Annotated in this window: 14 protein-coding genes and 1 pseudogene; 12 read left to right on the top strand and 3 right to left on the bottom strand. The window is 29.4% G+C overall.

Features of this window, described 5'->3' with window-relative positions; translation table 11 throughout:
- Window positions 1-12: 12 nt before the first annotated feature.
- On the bottom strand, window positions 13-216 hold the full coding sequence (locus ACTNAO_RS01515; protein ID WP_441025427.1) for a large ribosomal subunit protein bL28: 204 nt from the start codon (window positions 214-216) through the stop codon (window positions 13-15).
- 473 nt (window positions 217-689) lie between these two features.
- Here ACTNAO_RS01515 and ACTNAO_RS01510 point away from each other — a divergent pair, with 473 nt between their 5' ends.
- Entirely contained in the window at window positions 690-1,739 is a 1,050-nt protein-coding gene (locus ACTNAO_RS01510) for a carbamoyl phosphate synthase small subunit (protein ID WP_441025430.1), read from the top strand.
- A gap of 13 nt (window positions 1,740-1,752) precedes the next feature.
- Window positions 1,753-4,962, top strand: coding sequence for a carbamoyl-phosphate synthase large subunit (gene carB / locus ACTNAO_RS01505; RefSeq protein WP_441025432.1), 3,210 nt, complete (start codon window positions 1,753-1,755; stop codon window positions 4,960-4,962).
- Window positions 4,963-5,015: 53 nt separating this feature from the next.
- Here the strand turns inward: carB and ACTNAO_RS01500 are convergent, their stop codons facing one another.
- A complete protein-coding gene (locus ACTNAO_RS01500) occupies window positions 5,016-6,917 on the bottom strand; it encodes a glutamine synthetase (protein WP_441025434.1) in 1,902 nt (633 codons plus the stop codon).
- 411 nt (window positions 6,918-7,328) lie between these two features.
- On the opposite strand from ACTNAO_RS01500, the gene ACTNAO_RS01495 reads away from it, so the two are divergent.
- A complete protein-coding gene (locus ACTNAO_RS01495; RefSeq protein WP_441025437.1) occupies window positions 7,329-7,457 on the top strand; it encodes a hypothetical protein in 129 nt (42 codons plus the stop codon).
- Window positions 7,458-7,638: 181 nt separating this feature from the next.
- Here ACTNAO_RS01495 and ACTNAO_RS01490 read toward each other — a convergent pair whose 3' ends face one another.
- Window positions 7,639-7,764, bottom strand: coding sequence for a hypothetical protein (locus ACTNAO_RS01490; RefSeq protein ID WP_441025439.1), 126 nt, complete (start codon window positions 7,762-7,764; stop codon window positions 7,639-7,641).
- Between the two features lie 233 nt (window positions 7,765-7,997).
- Between ACTNAO_RS01490 and murI the strand changes: the two genes are divergently transcribed.
- The 9 genes and pseudogenes from murI (at window position 7,998) to ACTNAO_RS01445 (ending at window position 18,426) form a co-directional block, all read left to right on the top strand.
- A complete protein-coding gene (gene murI / locus ACTNAO_RS01485; RefSeq protein WP_441025442.1) occupies window positions 7,998-8,774 on the top strand; it encodes a glutamate racemase in 777 nt (258 codons plus the stop codon).
- Between the two features lie 59 nt (window positions 8,775-8,833).
- Window positions 8,834-9,352 (top strand): peptidylprolyl isomerase, encoded by a 519-nt coding sequence (locus ACTNAO_RS01480; protein WP_441025445.1) that lies wholly within the window; start codon window positions 8,834-8,836, stop codon window positions 9,350-9,352.
- Window positions 9,353-9,372: 20 nt separating this feature from the next.
- Window positions 9,373-9,729, top strand: a complete 357-nt coding sequence (locus ACTNAO_RS01475; protein WP_441025448.1) for a DUF3783 domain-containing protein — start codon at window positions 9,373-9,375, stop codon at window positions 9,727-9,729.
- A gap of 31 nt (window positions 9,730-9,760) precedes the next feature.
- Window positions 9,761-10,462: a helix-turn-helix domain-containing protein gene (locus ACTNAO_RS01470; protein WP_441025450.1), complete on the top strand. Its 702-nt coding sequence runs from the start codon at window positions 9,761-9,763 to the stop codon at window positions 10,460-10,462.
- 136 nt (window positions 10,463-10,598) lie between these two features.
- The gene (locus tag ACTNAO_RS01465) at window positions 10,599-11,471 is read left to right on the top strand and encodes a PucR family transcriptional regulator (RefSeq protein WP_441025453.1); all 873 of its coding nucleotides are present in this window, start codon (window positions 10,599-10,601) and stop codon (window positions 11,469-11,471) included.
- Window positions 11,472-11,630: 159 nt separating this feature from the next.
- Window positions 11,631-12,673: pseudogene (locus tag ACTNAO_RS01460) on the top strand (aminotransferase class III-fold pyridoxal phosphate-dependent enzyme).
- A gap of 37 nt (window positions 12,674-12,710) precedes the next feature.
- Window positions 12,711-13,859, top strand: a complete 1,149-nt coding sequence (locus ACTNAO_RS01455; protein ID WP_441025456.1) for an iron-containing alcohol dehydrogenase — start codon at window positions 12,711-12,713, stop codon at window positions 13,857-13,859.
- 78 nt (window positions 13,860-13,937) lie between these two features.
- Complete coding sequence (locus ACTNAO_RS01450) at window positions 13,938-14,699, top strand: DMT family transporter (RefSeq protein ID WP_441025459.1); 762 nt, start codon at window positions 13,938-13,940, stop codon at window positions 14,697-14,699.
- A gap of 169 nt (window positions 14,700-14,868) precedes the next feature.
- Window positions 14,869-18,426, top strand: coding sequence for a S8 family serine peptidase (locus ACTNAO_RS01445; RefSeq protein ID WP_441025462.1), 3,558 nt, complete (start codon window positions 14,869-14,871; stop codon window positions 18,424-18,426).
- Window positions 18,427-18,502: the final 76 nt, after the last annotated feature.

The following is an 18,502-nucleotide window of genomic DNA, read 5'->3' as shown; positions in this document are numbered from 1 at the left end:
TATCAAAATGCATTAGATAGCTCTAATAACTTTTTTAGAACGTAAACATCTAGTACATACTGAGACTGTTTTAGGAGTTCCGTTTTCAATTATTTTGACTTTCTTTGTATTAGGTTTTTGGTGTCTTAAAGCTCTTTTAGTAACTTGGCTGCTACCTCTATAGCTATATTTTCTTGCTTTTATAGCACCTTTTCCACAAATATCACATCCTGCCATCTATTACACCTCCTTAATATTAAGCGGTGATACCCTAATTTTAAATTAGCGTATAAACCAAAAATTATTGTACCATGATTATTAAGTAAAATCAATAAAAAATACATATTTATTGTTTTTTGTAATAATTTTATGAAAATGTGGCAAGTGAAAATAAATTCTCTTGACAGTGTTAGTTGATTATCTTAAAATAATAGGTAAGTAAAAAATATAGATACACTTTAACTTGGTCCAGAGAGGCCAGAAAGGAGTCAACAGAGCTATGTTATCTAGAAGTCATATAAAGCTTATAGCTTTTTTAAATAAGAATAATAAAAATATGGGATAGTAAGGAGAGTATAATAATTAGTTATTATGTACTCTCTTTAGTATCCTTTTATTTCGGGTAAAATAATTCTTAAAAGTAAGTTTATTTTAGCATAGAGCAAGTGATATCAAAGTGTATATATCTAATAAATAGAGGAGGGCTAAGCATGAAAGCAAAGCTTATATTAGAAAATGGCATGGTTTTTGAAGGAAAAGCCTTCGGATACCTAAAAGACAGTGTTGGAGAAGTAGTCTTCACAACAGGAATGACAGGATATCAAGAAGTTTTAACAGACCCATCTTATTATGGACAGATAGTAACAATGACATATCCTCTAATAGGTAATTACGGTATAAATTTAGAAGACATGGAATCAAAGTCAGCGCAAGTAAGAGGATTTGTAGTTAGAGAAAAATGTGATTTACCTAATAACTTTAGATGTGAATTAGAATTAGAAACATTCTTAAAGCAAAATAAAATAGTAGGTATTGAAGGAATAGATACAAGAGCATTAACAAAAGTATTAAGAAATAAAGGTACTATGAAAGGTGTTATTACAGTAAATGAGTTAGATGAACAAGAAATCAACAGTAAGATAAAATCATTTACTAATAAGGATGCTGTTATGAATGTAACAACTCAAGAAAAGTATGTTATTGATGGACCTGGAAAGCATGTTGCAGTTATGGATTTTGGTGTAAAAACTAACATATTAAGATGTTTTAATAAAAGAGGATGCAAGCTTACAGTTTTCCCAGCAACAGCTACTGCAGAAGAAGTTTTATCAGTTAACCCTGACTTAGTATTTTTATCAAACGGACCTGGTGATCCACAAGATTTACCAGAAGCTATAGAAAATATAAAAATCTTAGTAGATAAGAAGCCTGTTGTGGGAATATGTTTAGGACATCAATTATTAGCTTTAGCATTAGGCGGTACTACAAAGAAATTAAAATTTGGACATAGAGGTTGTAACCATCCAGTAAAAGATTTAGAAACAGGAAAAGTAACAATAACTTCTCAAAATCATGGTTATGTGGTAGAAACATTGCCAGATAATATGCAAGTAACTCATACAAATATTAATGATACAACAATAGAAGGCATGAAACATAAGGAATTACCTATATTCTCAGTTCAATTCCATCCAGAAGCAAGTGCTGGACCAAAAGACAGTGAATATATATTTGATAAATTCATAGAGTATGCACTATAGGAGGTTTTAGAATATGCCATTAAGAAATGATATAAAAAAGGTTTTAGTTATAGGATCAGGACCTATAGTTATAGGTCAGGCAGCAGAGTTTGATTATTCAGGAACTCAAGCATGTCAAGCACTTAAAGAAGAAGGAATTGAAGTTGTACTTATAAATTCAAATCCTGCTACTATTATGACTGATAAAGAAATAGCAGATAAAATTTATTTAGAACCATTAACATTAGAATTTGTAGAAAAAGTAATAAAGAGAGAAAGACCAGATAGTCTACTTGCAGGAATGGGTGGCCAAACAGGACTTAATCTTGCAGTTGAACTTTATGATAAAGGAATCTTAGATAAATATAATGTAAAAGTAATTGGTACTTCAATAGAATCAATTAAAGAGGGTGAAGATAGAGAACTATTCAGAGATATGATGAATAGAATCAATGAGCCTGTTATAGAATCAGATATTATTACTGATCTTGAAGCTGGAGTTGCATATGCAAGCAAGATAGGATATCCAGTAATAGTTAGACCAGCTTATACACTAGGTGGAACTGGTGGAGGAATCGCTGATAATGAAAAAGAATTAAGAGAAATATTAGCATCAGGTCTTCAATTAAGTTCAATAGGTCAAGTTTTACTTGAAAAATCAGTTAAAGGTTGGAAAGAAGTAGAATACGAAGTAATGAGAGATTCAGCTGGCAACTGTATTACAGTATGTAACATGGAAAACATAGATCCAGTTGGTATACATACAGGAGATAGTATAGTAGTAGCACCATCTCAAACTTTATCAGATAAAGAATATCAAATGTTAAGAACTGCATCAATTAACATAATTAATGCAGTAGGAATAGAAGGTGGATGCAATGTTCAATTTGCATTAAATCCAGATTCATTCCAATATGCTGTTATTGAAATAAATCCTAGAGTTTCAAGAAGTTCAGCATTAGCTTCAAAAGCAACAGGATATCCAATAGCTAAACTTGCAGCTAAGATATCTCTTGGATATAGATTAGATGAAATTAAAAATGCAGTTACTCAAAAGACATATGCATGCTTTGAACCTGCACTTGACTATGTAGTATGTAAAATACCTAAGTGGCCATTTGATAAATTCTTTGGTGCAGATAGAGAACTTGGAACTAAGATGATGGCAACAGGAGAAGTAATGGCAATTGGTGCTAACTTTGAGCAAGCATTACTAAAGGGTATTAGAAGTCTTGAAATTGGAAAGTATTCTTTAGATCATAAAAAATATAAGGAATATAGCATGAAGGAATTAAAGGAAATAGTAGTTGCACCAGATGATGAAAGATTATTTGCTTTAGCAGAAATGCTTAGAAGAGATTACAGAGTTGAAAAGGTAGCTGAAATAACAGGCATAGATAAATTCTTCATAAATAAAATAAAATGGATTGTAGATGAAGAACAAAGATTAAAATTAAGTACAGTAGAAGATTTAGATAGAGACTGGTTACATTTATTAAAGAAAAAAGGATTTTCAGATAAAGCATTAGCAGATATGCTTAGAGTTTGCCCTGAAGATATAAATAGATTAAGAGAAATTTGGAACATTAAACCTACTTATAAGATGGTTGATACATGTGCAGGGGAATTTGAAGCTTTATCACCATATTATTATTCAACATATGAAGAATATGATGAAGTTGAAGTTTCTAATAATAAAAAGGTTGTAGTTATAGGTTCTGGACCAATAAGAATAGGTCAAGGTATTGAATTTGATTATGCATCAGTTCATTGTGTTCTTGCACTTAAGAGACTTGGTATTGAAACTATAATAGTAAATAATAACCCAGAAACAGTAAGTACAGACTTCAATATTTCTGATAAGTTATATTTTGAACCATTAACAGAAGAAGATGTATTAAATATAATTGAAAAAGAAAATCCAGATGGAGTAATTCTTCAATTTGGTGGTCAAACAGCAATTAAGCTTGCAAATTTCTTAAAAGAAAAGAATATTCCAACACTTGGTACTACTGCTGAACAAATTGATATGGCAGAAGATAGAGAAAAATTTGATGAGTTGCTTGAAAAACTTGGGATTTCAAGACCAAAGGGAAAAGGTATCTGGTCTGTAGAAGAAGGATTAGAAGAAGCTGAAAGATTAAAATTCCCAGTACTTGTTAGACCTTCATATGTAATTGGTGGTCAAGGTATGGAAATAACTCATGATGAGGAAGAATTAACATTTTATCTTGAAAATGCATTTAAGAAGGATAAGAAAAATCCAATTCTTATAGATAAGTACTTAATGGGTAGAGAAATAGAGGTAGATGCAATTTCTGATGGTGAAGATGTATTAATACCAGGTATTATGGAACACTTAGAAAGAGCAGGGGTTCACTCTGGTGATAGTGTTACAATGTACCCAAGTCAACATATATGTAAGGAAATTAAGGATAAGGTATTAGAATATACTAAGAAACTTGCTCTTGAAATAGGAATTAAGGGAATGATAAATATTCAATTTATTGAATATGAAAAACAACTTTATGTAATAGAAGTTAACCCTAGAGCATCAAGAACAGTACCATATATAAGTAAAGTAAGCGGAGTTCCAATAGTTGATTTAGCAACTAAGGTAATGCTTGGATCAAAACTTAAGGATTTAGGATATGGAGTAGATATATATAAAGAACCTGATGATGTTGTTGCAGTTAAGGTACCAGTATTCTCAACTCAAAAACTTCCAAATGTTGAAGTATCTCTTGGACCTGAAATGAGATCTACAGGAGAAGTTTTAGGTGTAGGTAGAACTTTAAATGAAGCACTATATAAAGGATTCATAGCTGCTAAGATGTTACCAGGTAAAGGAAAAATACTTGCAACTATAGATAAGCATAATAAGAAAGAATTCTTGCCAATAGCAGCTAGACTTGCAAAACTTGGATATCAATTTGTAGCAACAAAGGGAACTGCTGAATTATTAGCAACAGAAGGAATAAAGGCAGAAGTAGTAAGAAAGCGTGAAGAAGAAAATCCAAATATTTTAGATATAGTTAAGAATAAGGAAGTAGAACTTGTAGTTAATACTCCTTCAAAAGCAAATGATTCTAAGAGAGATGGATTCTATATAAGAAGAGCTGCTGTAGAAAGAAATATAGGTGTTATAACTGCGCTTGATACATTCAGAGCTATAGTAGATGTAAAAGAAGAAGGCCTTGAAAATAATAAGGATTTAGAAGTATTCAATATAAGTGAAATTTAATATAGATAAAAACTGCTTTAGAAGATAGTATCTTCTAAAGCAGTTTTTTATAATTATATGTCTAATAAATTCTTTTTATATTCATCATATAAAGCTCTAAGCTTTTCCATTTTTTCATCAAGTTCTATATAAAGTCTTGATGCTTGTTCATAATCTTCTGCATGGAAAGCGTTTTTAAGACGTGTAGCTAAAGATTTTGAATTATAAGTATCTTTAACTATATAATGTCTTAAATCGTCTATTTTCATCCAATTTGATACATCAAGATCAAGTGCCTTTGAATTAGAATGAAGAGGTCTAAATGTTCTTACTTCATCTATATATTTTGTAAGGATTCTATGTTCTATATCAGTTGCCCATCTTTCAAGTGCCCCTGTTTTATAACTTTCAATTATTTTGTCAGTCATAACAGAATTTCTTTTTAATATTGTAAGCTTTTCTGGATATTTGTTTATTGCAGTTAAGTTTTCATATACTGTTGCTGGGGCTTTACCAAAGTAAGTATTTCTTTCAGATTCAGTATAATGTTCGAAAACATCTTCTTCACTTCTGTAAGCACGATTCTTTTCTAAATAATCAGCTTCTTCTCCAGACTTCTTTGAAAGTTCAGATAAAAGAGCAGCTTCATCTTTACCACTATTTGTTGCATAAACAATTCCATCAAGCATTGCCATATATGAAACTGCCATAGTTATATATACATTACTATGTGGATTTGGTGAACGAAGTTCAAATCTTGTAGCAGCTGGATTTTTTAAATCTCTTATTAAACCAACAAGAACAGATCTATTTCTAGATGGGTTTGATGGACTTAAACCAAGAGAAGTAACTGTACATATAGGAGCTTCAAATCCAGGTTTTAATCTCTTTAAAGCATTAGTAGTTGATGATATAAATGGATTCATAATTTCGTAGTTTTTAAGAAGTCCCATTACAGCTCCATATCCGCATATACTTAAGAAATCATCCTTTGTTGCATGGAATAAGTTTATTCTCTTTCCATTTTTTAATTTTAAACTTACACCTAAATGTACATGCATTCCAGAACCTGCAACACCATCTATAGGTTTAGCCATAAATGTAACATCAAGACCTCTTTTTCTGAAGGTTTCTTTAACTAATATTTTTGCAAATAATTCATTATCTGCGCTTTGAACTGCTTCATCAAATCTCCAGTCTACTTCAAGTTGTTCCATTATATGATTAAATTCTCCAGTAGAATCTAATTTAGCTCTTACACCACCAACTTCTTTATGACCCATTTCAGGTTCGTAGCCATAAGCTTCTAAAAGAAGTAGAGTTTCTTCTAAGGCAGTTCTTACAGAACCTTTAGTTCTAGTCCAATAATGTTCATGTAGTTCTTGAGATGTTGATAATTCTTCTATTTCAGCTTGATCGTTAGGTGTTTTAACCCAGAATTCAAGTTCTGTAGCAGAAGTTATAACTATCTTTTCTATATCATCTTTTGATATTCCATAAGCTTTTAATACTTCAGGTTTAGTATCAAAAATATTATTTAATTCTTGTTTGAATGTGTCTACTGCTGAAGAAAGAATATGTCTTGAATCAACAGGTACACCATCATGATATAAGAAACAAGGAATTCTAAGAGTTCCTATAGGTTTATTAGTATCTTCATCAATGAAGTCATAATTGTAATCAATAAACCATTTGCAATTTAAATCTGCTACCATATCTACTTTAGCATTGTTTAATGTTGCTATTTTTGGTAACACAACAGATGATCCATCTGTTTGAACAGCTACACCATGTAAAAATGTATCTATATCATCTATAAATGCTTTTACAGGGATTTTTTCATCTGTAGCATTTCCTGATAAATCTATACCAATGCAAGATACAAATTTTATTTCAGGATGATTTTTTAATATAGCTTTTATGTCTTCGCTTTGATGTTTATCTTTGTCGATTGTATAAATCAAATCTTTAATCATAATGGTAATTCTACTAAATAATTTAGCAGAATTTGCTCACATCCTTTCCTTTAAATAATTAATATAACACACCAAAAATTCTATATTATTGAACTTAAACTGTCAATAATATATCAATTTAATATTTTTTCAATAACATATTATTTATCTGTTATATTTATAAGTATAATTTAGGTACAGATTAATAATAAGGGGGAAACTGCTAAAATATATGATTTTAATAATTCTTTAGTGTAAATTATTCTAATTATATTTTTAAATTACTTTTAAAATTTTTAAACTAAATTTTAAATAAAAAAAATCATAATTAAATTAAAGTATAATTTAAAAGATATTTAGAAGTATTACTACTCAAGCTATACTAATATCATAACGAAAATAAAATGTATTTATAAAAGGAGAAATGAGTTTATGAGAAAAGAGAGTAGTAAAAATATTAAAAGTAGAATTGTTGCAATTTCTCTTGCAGCAGCAAATAAGGCTGTTAATATTGATAAGGAATCTAAAAGAATTGCAAGAAAATGGAATACAGCTGCATAAGTTATAAGAATTTCCCCTTAGGCAGGTAATTAAATCTGCTTAAGGGGAGTTTTTTATTATTAAATTTAAGTTTTTATGCTAGACAAGATGGTAATGTGAAGTAACCTGAAATTTTTAAGAAGCTTGTAGCACTATTAGCACAACTGTCTTGTGTTGTAGTATTAAAAGTTACTGTAGTATTTCATACTGAATTATTACAGCAAAAATTAACGATTCTACTTATTTCGCTTGTGCAATCAGTAGGGCAGGAAGATGCTATTTTAGGGGTATCAATTTCATTAGGTATTATATCTTTGTTTTTTCCCATATTATTAATAACTTCTTAATTAAAAAATAATTTATAAACATAGTAATATACTATTCATTGAGAAAGTAATAGTGTACATATTTTTATGAAAATTGTTCTAAATTGTAATAATATGGTTTAAATTTATATATGCTAGATTTTTTATGTATAAAGTAATAAAATGATTATTATACAAATATATTCAGTAAAACTTATATAAATAAACTTTTAATTGGGAGTGGAGTTGAGGTATTTTGGACAAAAAAAATATGCCTATAGGCTTTTTTGATTCAGGCGTAGGTGGTCTTAGTGTATTAAAGGAAGCTTTAAAGATCATGCCAAATGAAAATTATATATACTTTGGAGATTCAAAAAATGCGCCATATGGAGTAAAAGATTTTAAAGAAGTTAAAGCTCTTACATATGAAGCAGTAGAATTTTTATTAAGTAAAGGAGCAAAGGGGCTTGTAATAGCATGTAATACGGCTACTAGCGCAGCTGTGGCAGCCCTTAGAGTAACATATCCTAAAATACCTATTGTGGGGATAGAACCGGCAGTTAAGCCAGCAGTTAAACTAAAAAGACCTGGTAAAATAATTATAATGGCCACACCAGTTACACTTAAGCTTGAAAAATTTCATAAACTATTAGATTTATATAAAGATGAAGCAGAAATCATTCCTATGCCTTGTGCTGGACTTATGGAATTTGTAGAAGCAGGTAATATTAATGGAAAAGAAACAGTAGAGTATTTAAAAGAAAAATTTGCACAATATAATAAAAATGATATAGCATCAATTGTCTTAGGATGTACACATTATCCATTTATTAAAGATACATTAAGTAAAATAGTAGGAGAAGATATTCCTATAATAGATGGTGGCATGGGAACATGCAGGGAAATAAAAAGAAGATTATCCGTAGCAGGGCTTTTAAGTGAATCAAAAGAAAAAGGTAGCGTAAAAATTTATAATTCATTAAATACTAAAGAAATTATGGATATATCTAATAGACTTTTGTTTTCTAAGTAATTTTGTTAAAATCATAATAATAAATATAATTTATTGTACATGAAAGGTGGATTAAAAAAATGAAAAACCCAATAGTAACTATAACAATGGAAAATGGTAAAACAATGAAAGCAGAGCTTTACCCTGAGGTAGCTCCAAATACAGTAAATAATTTTATAAGTTTAATAAATAAAAAATTCTATGATGGAATAATATTTCATAGAGTAATTCCAGGATTTATGATTCAAGGAGGATGTCCTGATGGAACTGGAATGGGTGGCCCTGGATATTCTATTAAAGGTGAATTTTCTAGAAATGGATTTAAAAATGAATTAAAACATACAAGAGGTGTATTATCAATGGCAAGAACTATGATGCCTAATTCAGCTGGAAGCCAGTTCTTTATAATGGTGGCAGATGCTCCTCATTTAGATGATCAATATGCATCATTTGGAAAAATAATAGAAGGTATGGAAGTTGCTGATGAAATTGTAAATACAAAAACTGATTATAATGATAAACCATATGAAGATCAAGTTATAAAAACAATGGAAGTTGAAACTTTTGGTGAAAATTATAACGAACCAGAAACAATGTAATAATTTTTAGGAGTGATTACTTGAAAAATAATAAGTGCATTCTAGTTTATGGATTGGAGAATGCTGAAATAATAGAGCTTACTAAAAGAAAAATTAAATTTATAATTATTACAAAAGAAATGTTAAACATAAAAATAAAAGATATTTTAAGTGGATTAAAGTCTAGTGAACCAAGTAATTTTAATATTTCAGAAAAGGTGATATTATTTAATAATTATGAAGATAACAAACTTCAAAAAAGTATAAAAGAAATTAGAAAATTTGTAAAAGGCGGCATTCTTGCAGTTGTAACTGAAACTTCAAGAGAATGGTCATTTGAATATTTAATAAATCATTTAATAGAAGAACGTGAATGGTTTAAAAATATGCAGAAATAGTAAGAATAAATTAATAAGGGAGAGGACAAAAGTGAGTAGAGTAGGGGAAAAGATAAAGAGTGCAAGAGAAAAAGCAGGACTTACTCAAAAAGCATTAGCTAAAAAGCTTGGAGTTGCTGAAAAATATATAAATGAAGTTGAACTAGGCAGAAAAGTAGCTCAAGAAAGTTTTATAGATAGAGCTGCAAAAATACTTAAGGTTGATTTAAATGATATAAATATGGTAGTAACTGATGAAGCCTTAATGGAGGAAAGAAAGCAAGAAGTAAAGGCAAATAAGGAAAGTTTAAAATCTAAGAAGCAAGCAAGAATATTAGGAGAAACATCTGAAGTATGGACAGAAGCCTTTTCATCAGTTTTAAAAACTATAAATATATATGATTATAATCTTAAGAATGTTTTTGGTAAAAAAGATTTACCTGTATATTCTAACAAGGTATGTGGGTATCCAGCAGATAAAGTATTATATATAAAAGTACAAGATAATGAAATGGCAGGCTTTAGAATCATGAAAGATGATATTGCTTTTGGTCATTTAATGAAAGAGCTTATAGGTACATCTGGAATATACTTAATAGAATTTGAAGGTAAAAGAGTGATAAGACAAGTAAAATCTTTAGGTGGTAGCAAAATACTTCTTATAAAAAATGAAAATAGTGTTCAAACTGAAACAACAGATATCCATAGCATTAAAATTATTGCAAAACTTGAGTCTGTAGAGTTTAATTTGTAATGAAAAAGTCAGCATATGCTGGCTTTTTTAGTTTTTTTAATATTATATTGTATTAATATTTTATAAATTGTATATTTGATTATATATATGTTAGCCAAGAATAAAAAGGAGGCAGTCGCCTTGTGCGACAAAAAATATGAGTATAGTATTAGAAAAAGTTATTAAAGATTCGCAAAATTTATATAATATGAAATTAATTGCAGGAGAAAAAGGATTAAAAAATATCGTGCAATGGGTTCATGTTGTAGAAGAATATAATATGAATAGTTTTTTAGGAGGCAATGAAATAATATTAACAACTGGTATTGCATGTGATAATGGACATTCATTATTAGATTTTGTAAAGATGTTATATAAGTGTGATGTATCTGCAATAATTGTTAATATAGGTCCTCATATACATGAAGTAACTAAAGATGTAATTGATTATTGTAATGAAAAATCAGTGCCTATTTTTACAATGCCTTGGGAAGTAAGAATAGAAGAAGTTACGAGAGATTTCTGTAGAAAGATAGTAAATAATGAAAATATCGAAAAAAATATTGTAAGTATATTTAAAGATATGATATTTGAATATGAAGATTATGTAATTGGTGTAGGTTCATTAAAAATAAATTTAGGTGATATTAGTAAGGAATTTAAAAAGACCATAGAGGTAGTTAAATTAGGTAACAAAACAGATAAAAATGTTATTTATTATGATGAAATAGGCATATATAAAATACTTCTTGAAGCAAAGGCAAGTAATGTATTAAATGATTTTTATAAGGATATATTAGAACCAATAGAAAAATATGATAAAGAAAATAATACATCTATGATTGAATTTATAAAAAAATACTTAGAAAACAATGGAAGCGTACAAGCTGTAGCTGAAGCAATGTTTGTACATAGAAATACTGTTAATTATCAGATTAATAAGATAAAAAAAATAACAGGAAAAGATCTTGGAGATTTAGAAGTTAAATTAAGTTTCTTGTTATGTACTTATATTAAAAACATATTATGATTTGTGCATAAGCACAATTAAAATTAGGCATTTGAAAAATTTACATATAAAAAATAATGCTATAATTATCTCATAAAATAAATAGTAAAGAGATAGCAAAGGAGCTATATATTTTAATGTGGCTCTTTTTCTATTGTTAATGAAAGGAGATAAAGTGTTATGAATGGAGCAGAAATTAAAGAAATGTCATTAAAGTATAATTTACAATCATGGAGTAAACAAAAGGGATTAAATCCTATTCCTATTGAAAAAGCAGATGGAATATATATGTGGGATTATGATGGAAATCGATATACTGATATGTGCTCACAATTAGTAAACTTAAATGTAGGGTTTGGAAATAAAAAAATAGCAGATGCAATTAAGGAGCAAGTAGATAAATATTGTTTTATAGCACCTAGTTATGCTACAGAGCCTAGAGCAAAGCTTGCAAAAATGATTATAGACCTTATGCCAGATAATATGGGAAAAGTATTTTTTACAAATGCAGGTGCAGATGCTAATGAAAATGCAATAAAAATGGCTAGAATGTTTACATTCCACCTAAAAATTATTTGCCTGGTGTAAGAAAAATTTGTGATGAATTTGGAATAATGATGATTTGTGATGAAGTAATGGCTGGCTGGGGTAGAACTGGTAAAATGTTTGCCTTTGAAAATTTTGATGTAAAACCAGATATTGTTACCTTTGCTAAAGGTGTAACTTGTGGTTATGTTCAACTTGGAGGATGTGTTGTAAGTAAAGAAATAGCAGCATATTTTGATGATCATCTTTTATCATGTGGTTTAACATATAGTGGGCATCCATTAGCTTGTGCAGCTGGTGTAGCATGTGTTAATTATTATAAAGAAGCTAATATTCTTGAAAATGTAAATAAAGTAGGAGCAGTATTAAAGAAAAAATTAGAAGAATTTAAAGAAGAATTTAAATGTGTTGGTGATGTTCGTTCTATAGGACTTTTCTCAGCAGTAGAATTAGTTAAAGATAAGAAAACAAAAGAAGCTTTAGTTCCATATGGAAAAGATCCTGAAGGAATAATGGGTAAAATAATAGGGATGTTAAAGGCTAAAGGATTTATGACATACTCACATGAAAATATGATTTTTGTATCTCCACCATTAATAATAACAGAAGAGCAATTATTAGAAGAGCTTGTTAAGTTAGAAGAAGTATTAGCAGTAGTTGATAAAGAGTTTATTTAATGGTAGTAATATAATTAAGTAAGGAGGGGATATAAATATGTCATATCAATTTACAGTACCTAAAAGAACAATAATGGGCAAGGATGCATTATTAGATAGTGTTAACATAATGAAAGATTATGGTACAAAAGCTTTAGTAGTATGTGGTAAGGTAATGACTAAAAATGGAACTATTGCTATGTTTACAGATTTATTGAAAAATGCAGGACTGGAGTTTCAAGTGTACAATGAAATAATAGGAGAACCTACAGATAAAATGATTGAAGAGGGTGTTAAGGTATATAAGGATACCAATTGCGATTTTTGTATTGGTATTGGTGGAGGAAGTCCCCTTGATAGTGCTAAGGCTATAGCTGCAATGAGTGTTTTAAGTGGCAAGATATCTGATTATATGGGAAAAGAAATAAAGGGAGATTTTCCACCATTAGTATTAATTCCTTCTACAGCAGGGACAGGGTCAGAAACAACTAAATTTACAGTAATTACAGATACAGAAAAAGATGTAAAAATGCTATTAAAGGGTGAAGATTTATTGCCAGATTTAGCAGTAATAGATTATAAGTTATCTTTAACAGCACCTAAAAGTATTACTGCAGCTACTGGAATGGATGCATTAACTCATGCAGTAGAGAGTTATACTTCAAGAAAAGCAAATGCATTAACAGATGTATATGCCATATCTGCTATTAAGAGGATATTTAAAAATTTGCCGCTTGTATATAATGATGGTAGCAATGAAAAAGCAAGAGAGCAAATGGCTATTGCCGCATTTGAAGCTGGAGTATGTATAAATAATGCATCAGTTACATTAGTTCATGGAATGAGCAGACCAATAGGAGCATTATTCCATGTGCCTCATGGAATATCTAATGCAATGCTTATTGTTGAATGTTTGAAATATGCATTAGATGGATGTTACGATAAGTTTGCAGATATAGCAAGAACTATCGATGTAGCAGATGATACAATGAGTGATAAGGAAGCTGCAAAGGAATTTTTAATTGCACTAGAAAAATTATGTGTTGTATGCGAAATACCTACATTAAAGGAGTATGGAGTAAATATGACAAAATTTAATAGTGTTATTGATAAGATGGTAAATGATGCAATAGCTAGTGGAAGTCCTGGCAATACTATTAAAGATCTAACAAAAGAGGATTTAAAAAATATCTATTTAAAGTTGTAAAAATAAAAAATGTTAATGAGAGATGGTACGCATTTATGTGTGTGCCTTTTTTCATATATTGCTTAAGGAGGTGTATCTATGAATTCTAAGGAAAAATTAGGAATGATAATAGTGTTATTATGTGGTGCTATGTGGGGGTTAAGTGGAGTTTTAGGAGAGATGTTATCTATTTTTGGACTTATGTCTGTGCAATATACTTATTTTGCTGCAGTAAATGCAGCTAATGCAGCTACTGCAACTGTATTACAATATACTTATCCTATATTAGTATTAGTTTGTACATCTGTACTAGCTAAAAAAAGCCCTAACCCATATGAAATTGTTGCGATTATTATGGCATTTTTAGGAGTAGTATTAATTGCAACACATGGCAAATTGAATTCATTAACAATTTCACCAAGTGCACTTTTTTGGGGGTTAATTTCTGCCTGTTGTTTTGTATTTTATACTATGTATCCTAAAAAGATCTATAAGAAAATTGGACTGCTAGAAACTATGGGATGGGCATTTATAGTAGGAGGAGTAGTTTTGTTAATTGTAACTAATGCATATGCACAAAAGGTAACAATTAATATGAATTCAAGTGTTATATTTTTGTTAATAGCTGTATTTGGTACATTGGTTCCCTTTTGCATATATGGAAGAGGAGTTGAAATTTTGGGTAATATAAGAGCAAGCTTATTTGTTACTGTAGAACCAATTTGCAGCGCCATATTAGCCTTTTTTATTCTAAAAACTAGTTTTAAGATAATTGACATAGTAGGATTTTTGTTCATAATTTCTGCAGTTGAATTAGTAGCATATAAATCATTACAGGAAAGTAAATTGAAAAATAATTAAATGTGCAGTTGCACAAAAAAACATAAAAATCTTTAGTTTACTTAATATTGTTTCTAATTTAGACCTCTGATATTATAAGTGTATGTGGAATATCCACCTTTTTTTTATTTATAAAATTATACACAGAAACTAGTTTTTATTCATATACTATAAAAGCAATTTTTAAGGAATGATAATTATAGCTGAAAATATAGGAAGTCTTCTTACAAATATACCTAAAGAAGTTTTGACAAAGCTTAATATATCCATGACTAGTACATCAAGCTTAGGAGATACGTTAGAAATTGTAGTTATTTATTCTAATAAACAGAAAGCAGAAGAAGCTGTTAATAATCTTAAAGGAAAATTTGAAGATTTAGGATATAATTTTGCAATAATTACAGTAGATACATCTAAAATTACTCAATTAGCAATGGAGTCTTCTATTCAATATATAGAATTTCCTAAGTCATTTTATTTTAGTGATTATGAAAGTAATGAAGCTGCTTGTATTATAAAGTCAAGAAATACTTTTAATACTGAAGGAAGGGGCGTTATAATAGGCTTTATTGATTCTGGTATTGATTATACTCATCCTGCCTTTTTGGATTTTAATGGAGATACAAGAGTAAAATATATATATGATTTAAGTATAAATGAACAAAAAGTGTATACAGAAAATGATATAAACATGGCATTAAAAAACAGTGATCCTTATAGTATTGTCCCTGTTTATGATACTACTGGTCATGGAACTCATGTAGCAGGTATAGCTGCAGCAGGTGGAAATATTAACATAGATTATTATGGTGTAGCCCCTAAAGCATCTATAATTATGGTTAAAAGTAGCAGAGGTTATTATTCTTTAAGTACTAATATTATGAGAGGAATTAAATTTTTAGTAGATAAGTCTGTTGAATTAAACATGCCCCTTGTAATTAATATGAGTTTAAGTACAAATGATGGAGCACATGATGGAAAAAGTATTTTAGAAAAGTATGTTAGTACAATAGCAGATCTAAATAGATTAACAATTGTTGCAGCTGCTGGGAATGAAGGTGATACATCTAATCATATAGGAGGTAACCTTGAAAATAATACAAATGTGAAATTTGAAATTTCTAAAGGAGAATTTAATGTTGTAATTAATTTATATAAATCTATACTGCCAATAATATCTATTAATATAATAACACCAACGGGTAAATCTACAGGAAGTATAGAGGTTAAAGAAGGATATACAGAAGGGGTAGTATCTGGTAATAAATATCAAATATACAATTCTGGACCTAAACCTTTTGATTTAACGGGAGAAATTGGAATATCATTAAATAATAGTGGCAAAGAAATATTATCAGGACTTTGGACAATTGAAATAAATATATTAAATGAGTATAGAGGTATATATGATATGTGGCTTCCAACAGCAGAAGGATTAAACAAGAGTACAAAATTTTTAAAGCCTACAATTTCAAATACTCTAGGAATTCCGGCAACAGTATATAATGTTATTTCAGTAGGAAGCTATGATTATAAAACAAGAGGGATATCTTCTTTTAGTGGAAGAGGTATTTTTGATTTAAAAGAAAGTAATATAAAGCCAGATATAGTTGCACCAGGACAGGGGATTATTGGACCTATACCAGATAATTCTTATGATAGAAAAACAGGAACATCTATGGCAACACCTCACGTATCTGGAGCATGTGCATTAATGATGGAATGGGGAATAGTAAATGGAAATGATCCATATCTTTATGGGGAAAGATTAAAATATTATATGATTATTTCTTCAAGAAGAGAAAGAAGGGATTTAGAATATCCTAATAATTCATGGGGATATGGAGAACTTTGTCTTTATAATTCTATGGAAAATCTTATAGACTCCTTAGGCATTACATTAGGAAATGTATACAGAAATGATAGGAGAATAATAGATACAAATAATTATTCAAATTTTGATGAATATATAAAAGGTGTAATTAATAATTCAAATGAAATAGTAGATGCTGCATTTGAATTTAGTTCTGTTTCTCAAGTAAATGAAATTAATAAAATTCCAGGGGTTTCAGCTATTTTAATAAGCAATACTTATGGAATTGTATATATGCCTTTTAATAAACTTGAAGAGGTAAGAAGAAATGTAAAAAAATTAATTTTTGATGAAGTTGAATCTCTGCTTACTTTGTCGGAAACAAGTCCCCTGCAGGCAAGTGAAGCCATATCATATCAAAATGGAAAGCTTCTTGATTTAAGAGGAAAGGGAGTAATAATTGGCATAATGGATACGGGGATAGATTATTTAAATAAGGAATTTCAAAATGAAGACGGAACTACAAGAATAATATCTATTTGGGATCAAACACTTGAAAATATTGAACCTGTAGTGGGATTAAATATTGGAAGAGAGTTTAATAGTAATGAGATAAATGATGCTATAAGGGCAAATAATGAAGGAAAAGATCCTTATGAAGTAGTTGCAAGCAGAGATTACAATGGACATGGAACTATGGTTGCATCTGTTGCTGCAGCAAAGGGGTATAACAAGGAAGTAAGGGGAATTGCTCCTGATTCTTATATTGCAGTAGTTAAATTAAGACCAGAAGGTAAAGATAGGTTAGAAGTTTCTGGTGTTACAAAGGAAAATGTACTTGCATTTAGTGAAGTTAGTATAATATCGGCTATGGTATATTTTGTAAATATTAATTCAAGGGAAAAAAAGCCAATTGTTATAGTTATTCCTCTTGAAACTAATGGAGGTGCTCATGATGGAACTAGTTTAATATGTCAAGTTATTGACAGGTATGTAGATGTATTAGGAAACGTAATAGTAACTGGTGTTGGAAATGAAGGAAATAAAGAGACTCATAAGGAGGGAAGAATAGAGAAGGCTAAGGATACTGATGTTATAGAAATAAGAGTAGGTAATAATCAGAATTCATTAGCATTTTTTATATGGGTAAAGAAGCCTAGCGTAATGGCCATAGAAATTTCTTCACCAACAGGAGAACGTATAAGTAAAATACCTATAAAAGTTGGAGAGGAAAGAAATATAAGATTTGTATTTGAAAAAACATTAATGTCAGTTAAGTATATTCTTTCAAATGAAAAAAATGGGTGCCAAGCTATTTTAATAAGAGCTATTGGTTTAAAGCCTGGAATATGGAAATTTACCTTACATGGGGAATTTATTGTAGATGGAGAATATTCCTCATGGCTTCCACAATCAAAACTTTTGTGTGAAGGTACCAATTTTTTAGAATCAAGCCAAAGTATAACATTATCAGATAATGCTACCACAAGAAAAGGTATTTCTGTTGCATATTATGATCAAAACAATAATTCTATTGTAGGATCTTCAGGAAGAGGGTTTACATGGGATAATAGAATAAAACCTGATATTGCAGCAGGGGGAATAAATGCAAAAATTACTAAGCCTGGAGGAGTTACAGGTACTGCAAGTGGTTCTTCTGTTTCCGTAGCTGTTTTGGCAGGAGTATGTGCAATGATTTTAGAATGGGCTATAGTAAATGGAAATAATCCTAATATTTATGTGGATGATATTCTTGCATATATAATTCGTGGTGCTAAAACAAGAACAGGAGATGAATATCCTAATGAATATTGGGGCTATGGAATGGTTAATGTTGATTATATTTTTGAAGCTATTAGGGGAAATTACAGAGCATTAAATGGATATAAAGAGTATTTTGTAAATAATCTTTTTGTTAGAATTCCAAGTAGTTAGTAAAGGTAAAAAGTAATAATAAAACATAGATATAAAATATTGACATATATTGAGGCTTCTTTTATATTTAAAAAGA

The organism is Clostridium sp. HCP1S3_C6, assembly GCF_052066735.1.
Taxonomy (GTDB): Bacteria; Bacillota; Clostridia; order Clostridiales; family Clostridiaceae; genus Clostridium.
The sequence above is the reverse complement of the archived record's forward strand: the minus strand, read 5'-3'. Positions and strand labels throughout refer to the sequence as shown.

What these genes read in the sequence shown, in the direction of transcription:
- ACTNAO_RS01515 (WP_441025427.1), bottom strand. Translation starts at nt 216, where the DNA reads ATGGCAGGATGTGATATTTGTGGAAAAGGTGCTATAAAAGCAAGAAAA.
- ACTNAO_RS01510 (WP_441025430.1), top strand. Translation starts at nt 690, where the DNA reads ATGAAAGCAAAGCTTATATTAGAAAATGGCATGGTTTTTGAAGGAAAA.
- carB (WP_441025432.1), top strand. Translation starts at nt 1,753, where the DNA reads ATGCCATTAAGAAATGATATAAAAAAGGTTTTAGTTATAGGATCAGGA.
- ACTNAO_RS01500 (WP_441025434.1), bottom strand. Translation starts at nt 6,917, where the DNA reads ATGATTAAAGATTTGATTTATACAATCGACAAAGATAAACATCAAAGC.
- ACTNAO_RS01495 (WP_441025437.1), top strand. Translation starts at nt 7,329, where the DNA reads ATGAGAAAAGAGAGTAGTAAAAATATTAAAAGTAGAATTGTTGCAATT.
- ACTNAO_RS01490 (WP_441025439.1), bottom strand. Translation starts at nt 7,764, where the DNA reads ATGGGAAAAAACAAAGATATAATACCTAATGAAATTGATACCCCTAAA.
- ACTNAO_RS01480 (WP_441025445.1), top strand. Translation starts at nt 8,834, where the DNA reads ATGAAAAACCCAATAGTAACTATAACAATGGAAAATGGTAAAACAATG.
- ACTNAO_RS01465 (WP_441025453.1), top strand. Translation starts at nt 10,599, where the DNA reads ATGAGTATAGTATTAGAAAAAGTTATTAAAGATTCGCAAAATTTATAT.
- ACTNAO_RS01455 (WP_441025456.1), top strand. Translation starts at nt 12,711, where the DNA reads ATGTCATATCAATTTACAGTACCTAAAAGAACAATAATGGGCAAGGAT.
- ACTNAO_RS01450 (WP_441025459.1), top strand. Translation starts at nt 13,938, where the DNA reads ATGAATTCTAAGGAAAAATTAGGAATGATAATAGTGTTATTATGTGGT.
- ACTNAO_RS01445 (WP_441025462.1), top strand. Translation starts at nt 14,869, where the DNA reads ATGATAATTATAGCTGAAAATATAGGAAGTCTTCTTACAAATATACCT.